This window comes from Mesorhizobium sp. M7A.F.Ca.CA.002.05.1.1, from assembly GCF_003998335.1.
In the GTDB taxonomy this organism is placed as follows: Bacteria; Pseudomonadota; Alphaproteobacteria; order Rhizobiales; family Rhizobiaceae; genus Mesorhizobium.
This window is the reverse complement of record NZ_RZQI01000465.1, coordinates 1-4,645: the sequence shown is the minus strand read 5'-3', so window position 1 is coordinate 4,645 and position 4,645 is coordinate 1. Positions and strand designations below refer to the sequence as shown.

The following is a 4,645-nucleotide window of genomic DNA, read 5'->3' as shown; positions in this document are numbered from 1 at the left end:
CGTCGGCGGCGAGGATTTGTTCCAGGATCGCGCGCGCCTGGCCGTCGAGATCGCGGGCCCATTTCGCCGTTCCCAGCGACGGACCGAGATCCTCGATATCATAGGTGCTCGCAGACAGGCCGTGGCTGGCGGCGATGTCCCTGGTGACCAGGTCGACGAAGGCGCGCGTCTTTGACGGCCGGGTGATGTTGCCGGAAAAGCCGACGACTGTTGGATTTGACATGGCAGTGAGCCTCTTGGATGGTCGAAGGTTTGACGTGGCGGGCCGTCCCGCCCGCCGGTGGGAGATCAGCTCCAGGCGTGCAGCGGCGGATTTTCGCCGTTGAGGAAATATTTGCCGAGGATCGAATATTTCCAGCGCACCGGATCGTGCAGCGTGTGCGTGCGGGCATTGCGCCAATGCCGGTCGAGATTGTGTTCGGCCAGGGTCGAGCGTGTGCCTGCCAGTTCGAACAGCTTGTTGGTCGCGGCGATGGCGATCTCGGTCGACAGGATTTTTGCCTCGGCGGTGACGATCTGCGCATGCGCGACCGTGTCGGCGGTCGGCTCGGCCACTGCCCGGTCGATCGCCAGGCCGGCCTTCTCCAGCAGCGCCTGCGCCGCGTGCAGGCGCAGCGTCAGGTCGCCGATGGCCTGAATGGTGTAGGGATCGTCCCAGGCGTTGTCGACGCCGCTGTCGATCCAGGCGCGGCTTTTGGTCCTGACGAAGCTGACGGTCTCGTCGATCGCCGCCTGGGCGATGCCGGTGTCGACCGCCACCTGGATGATCTGGAAGATGGCGCCGTCGGCGGTCGGCCTGTCGTAGCCCTTGTAGCCGGGTACCAGATGCGTCTTCGGCAACTTGACGTTGTCGATGATGACGGTGCCGGACAGCGTCGTGCGCTGGCCAAAGCTCGACCAGTCGTCGATGACGGTCAGTCCGGGTGCGCCGCGGTCGGCGATCGCATACCAGGCGCGGCCCTCGTCATCGAGCGCCACGATCGGCACCAGGTGGGCAAGCAGCGCGCCGGACGAATAGAATTTGCGGCCGCTGACAACCACATGATCGCCGGCATCGGTGAAGCGGGTCTCAAAATCGGCGGCGCGCTTGGAGCCGAACTCGGAAAAGGCGTTGCCGAACCGCGTGCCTTTCAACGCTTCGGCAAACAGCAGCTTCTGCTGGTCCGCGTCGGCCACGGTGCGGATGGCGGCTACAACGCCGAGATGGTTCTGGGCAACCTGGCCGATCGAGGAATCCGCCGCCGAGATGATCTCGATCACCTTCGCCAGCGTCGCATATGACACCTCCGGCCCACCGAATGCCTTTGGTACATTGATCGACCAAAGGCCGCTTTGCGAAAAGGCATCGAGTTCGGCGACCGGCCAGATCCGCTCGCGATCGCGTCGGGAGGAATCCTTGACGAATTCGGCGGCGAGCGCGTGGGCAATCGCAATCGCCTCCGCATCGTCCTTGATGATGTGCGCTGGCGCGGTCGGTCTTGCGACTGGCGGCACGGCGGCGGAAGCCTTGTCGGTTTTGACGGTCGAAACGGTCATTTCACTGCTCCTTGGGATTTTGGCTCAGGCAACGGCGTGGAGATGGGCGGGCTTGGTGGCGGGTGACACCTGTTGCCCGGGGGTTGATTGACCGAGATAGAAGGCTCTGATGTCCTCGCGCTGGCGAAGTTCGGCGGCAGCGCCAGCGAGCACGGAAACGCCGTTTTCGAGCACGGTGGCGTGGTCGGCGTATCTGAGCGCGACTGCCGAGTTCTGCTCGGCAACCAGGATCGACAGGCCGGTCTCACGGTTGAGTTTTTTCAAGCTCTGGAAGATGTCCTGGACGATGAGCGGGGCGAGTCCCATCGACGGTTCGTCGAGAACCAGCAAACGCGGTCGCGACATCAGCGCCCGGCCGATGGCGGTCATCTGCTGTTCACCGCCGGAGGTCAGGCCGGACAATGTCCGGCGCTTCTCCCTGAGGCGCGGGAAATAGCCGTAGATCCGCTCGAGGTCTTGATTGATCTCGGCGCGGCTCCCGCTGCGGCCGATGCCGCCGGCGATCAGATTCTCCTCGACGGTGAGGCTTTTGAAGCAGTGGCGGCCTTCCAGCACCTGGACCAGCCCGGCGCGCACCAGATCACCCGGTTTGCGGCGCGAGACATCGGACCCTTCATAGCGGATGGTGCCGGCATTGACCTGGCCACGTTCCGCCGGCAGCAGGTTGGAGACGGCCTTCAGCGTCGTGGTCTTCCCGGCGCCATTGGCTCCGAGCAACGCCAGGATCTGACCGCGCCTGAGCTCAAAGCTGACGCCGTGCAGCGCCGTGATGGCGTGGTTGTAGGTGGCATGGACCGCGTCCACGGCAAGAATGACGTCATCGTTCGGCATAGGCTGTTCTTTCGCGGTTCAAAAACCGAACAGGTCGGGCGCCACGGAAACTTGGTCCGCGACGCCCGGCACTGACTGATCAGTTGGTGGTCACAGCATTGGCATCGTCGGCGGTACGCAGCTTGATGCCCTTCTCGGCGGCGTAGGCCTCGGCGGACTTCTCGATGATCGGCCGCAGCAGCGCCCAGTCCGGCGCGATCCAGTCGGAGACGACGTTCCACTTCCTGCCGTCCCACTGCTGGAAGGTCACGTAGCCTTCGCCTTCGTGATTGTCCCAGCTGACATTGATCGAGTGGAACAGGTCCTTGGCGCCGAGCGCCTCGACCTTGGCCGGATCGAGCTTGAGATGCTCGAAGCCCCAGCGGACCTCGTCGCCGGTCAGCGCGCGATGGCCGAACTTCTCCTGCGCGACCCGGATCGCCTCGACATTGAGGATGCCGTTGACGATGCCGAGATTGTGGTAGACCGAGCCGATGCGCGCCTTGTCTTCAAGGTTACCCTTGCCGGCGCCATAGACCGTCTTCACGATCTCCTGCACCACCGGGTAGGAGTTGCCGGAAGCCTGCGTGGTGATGGCGGTGTAGCCCTTGGCGGCGTCGCCGGCGGGGATCACGTCCTCTTCGGAATTCGACCAGACATTGCCGACGATATGGTCGACGGGGAAGCCGACCTTGACCGCCGTCTTCAGCGCCACCGGGTTCATCACGCCCCAGCCGCGCAGGACGACGAAATCCGGCTTGGCGCGACGGATGGTCAGCCACTGCGACTGCTGCTCGTTGCCGGGATGCGGCACCTCGATCTGCTGCACGGTGAAGCCGTATTTCTGCGCCAGCAATTCATAGATCGGGATGGTTTCCTTGCCGTAGGGCGACCCGTGATAGAGCACGACGATCTTCTTGCCCTTCAGTCTGTCGATGCCGCCTTCCTTGGAGGCGATGTAGTTCACGATGCCTGATGTCTCACTGTAGGGATTGAGCAGCAGAGGGAAGACGTAGGGGAAAACGCGCCCATCTGTAGAATCGGTTCGGCCGTGATTGACGGTGATCAGCGGCACCTTGTCGGCGGTGATGCGATCGATCATGGCATAGGCGATGCCGACCGAGAGCGGGTTCCAGGCGGCGGCACCGGCATGGCTCTTCTGCCGCTCATAGCATTCGACACCACGCTCGACCTCATACTGGGTCTCGCATTCGTCCCAAGTCAGTTTGACGCCGTTGACGCCGCCGTCACGGATGTTGATGAGGTTGAGATAGTCGATGAAACCGCCGAAGAAGCCGGTGCCGCCGGCCGCATAAGGCCCGACGCGATAGCTCTGCAGCGGAAAATACTGTTCGTCGGCGTGCGCGGCCGGTAAGGCCACCGACACGATCATCGCCGCGGACAGCGCCGCCGCCTTGATTGTGCTGAGGAAAGTCATGGTCGAGATACTCCCGGTATGGGCCGTCTTGGGTTCGGCCCCTTGTTCATTTTCGGATTGGATTCATTTTCAATGCATCAGCTCAAGTCGACTGCCAGGCGAACAGGAGCCGTCTTCGGACCCTGTCCCACAGCGCCGCCAGCCCGTCGGGTTCAAGGATCAGAAACAGGATGATGAGCGCGCCCAGCACGATGCGCTGGCTCATGTCGAGCACGCCCGAGTCGAAGAGATCGCCAAGCAGGAAGCCGCCGAGGCGCGACAGAGCGAGTGGAAAGACCACGATGAGGGCGGCGCCGAAGAAGGCGCCGCGGATCGAAGCCAGACCACCGATGATGATGATGAACAGGATCTGGAACGACCGGTCGAGATCGAAGCCGTCCGGCTCGACGGTTCTGAGATAGGCGAAGGCCCAGATGACGCCGGCAACGCCAATGATGAAGGACGAGATGGCGAAGGCCAGAAGCTTGGTCTTCAGCACCGGAATGCCGATGATGCGGGCGGCGGTTTCATTGTCGCGGATGGCGATGAAGTTGCGCCCGGTCTGCGACGAGGCCAGCCTATAGGCAAGGAAGGTCAGCACCGTGACGATGGTCAGCGCGAACAAATAGCGGCCGATGGCGCCGTCGAGCGCGAAACCTGAAATCGACAGTCTCGGCGCGTCGATGACGCCGGACGCCGAGTTGTTGGAAAACCAGCTGAACTTGGTCAACGCCCATTGCACGAAGAACTGCGCGGCAAGGGTCGAAACCGCGAGATAAAAACCCTTCAGGCGCAGGCTCGGCAGGCCGAAAACGACGCCTATCGCGGCCGCCACTATGCCGGCCAGGAAGATGCTGCCGGCCAGCGGCAGGCCTTCGACAC

General features: G+C 63.1%; 4 protein-coding genes and 1 pseudogene. All 5 read right to left on the bottom strand.

The window, feature by feature from the left end:
- A pseudogene (locus EN939_RS21630) lies at window positions 1-223 on the bottom strand (FMN reductase); the annotation flags it as partial.
- Between the two features lie 65 nt (window positions 224-288).
- Complete coding sequence (locus tag EN939_RS21625; protein ID WP_127269596.1) at window positions 289-1,536, bottom strand: SfnB family sulfur acquisition oxidoreductase; 1,248 nt, start codon at window positions 1,534-1,536, stop codon at window positions 289-291.
- Window positions 1,537-1,560: 24 nt separating this feature from the next.
- Window positions 1,561-2,367: an ABC transporter ATP-binding protein gene (locus EN939_RS21620; protein ID WP_127269595.1), complete on the bottom strand. Its 807-nt coding sequence runs from the start codon at window positions 2,365-2,367 to the stop codon at window positions 1,561-1,563.
- Between the two features lie 79 nt (window positions 2,368-2,446).
- Window positions 2,447-3,784, bottom strand: coding sequence for an ABC transporter substrate-binding protein (locus tag EN939_RS21615; protein ID WP_127269594.1), 1,338 nt, complete (start codon window positions 3,782-3,784; stop codon window positions 2,447-2,449).
- An 82-nt stretch (window positions 3,785-3,866) separates the two neighbouring features.
- A partial coding sequence (locus EN939_RS21610) for a branched-chain amino acid ABC transporter permease (protein ID WP_164751129.1) occupies window positions 3,867-4,645 on the bottom strand: 779 nt, incomplete at its 5' end.

Bases quoted from the DNA above. Each gene is read 5' to 3' on its own strand.
- EN939_RS21625 (WP_127269596.1), bottom strand. From the start codon at position 1,536: ATGACCGTTTCGACCGTCAAAACCGACAAGGCTTCCGCCGCCGTGCCG.
- EN939_RS21620 (WP_127269595.1), bottom strand. From the start codon at position 2,367: ATGCCGAACGATGACGTCATTCTTGCCGTGGACGCGGTCCATGCCACC.
- EN939_RS21615 (WP_127269594.1), bottom strand. From the start codon at position 3,784: ATGACTTTCCTCAGCACAATCAAGGCGGCGGCGCTGTCCGCGGCGATG.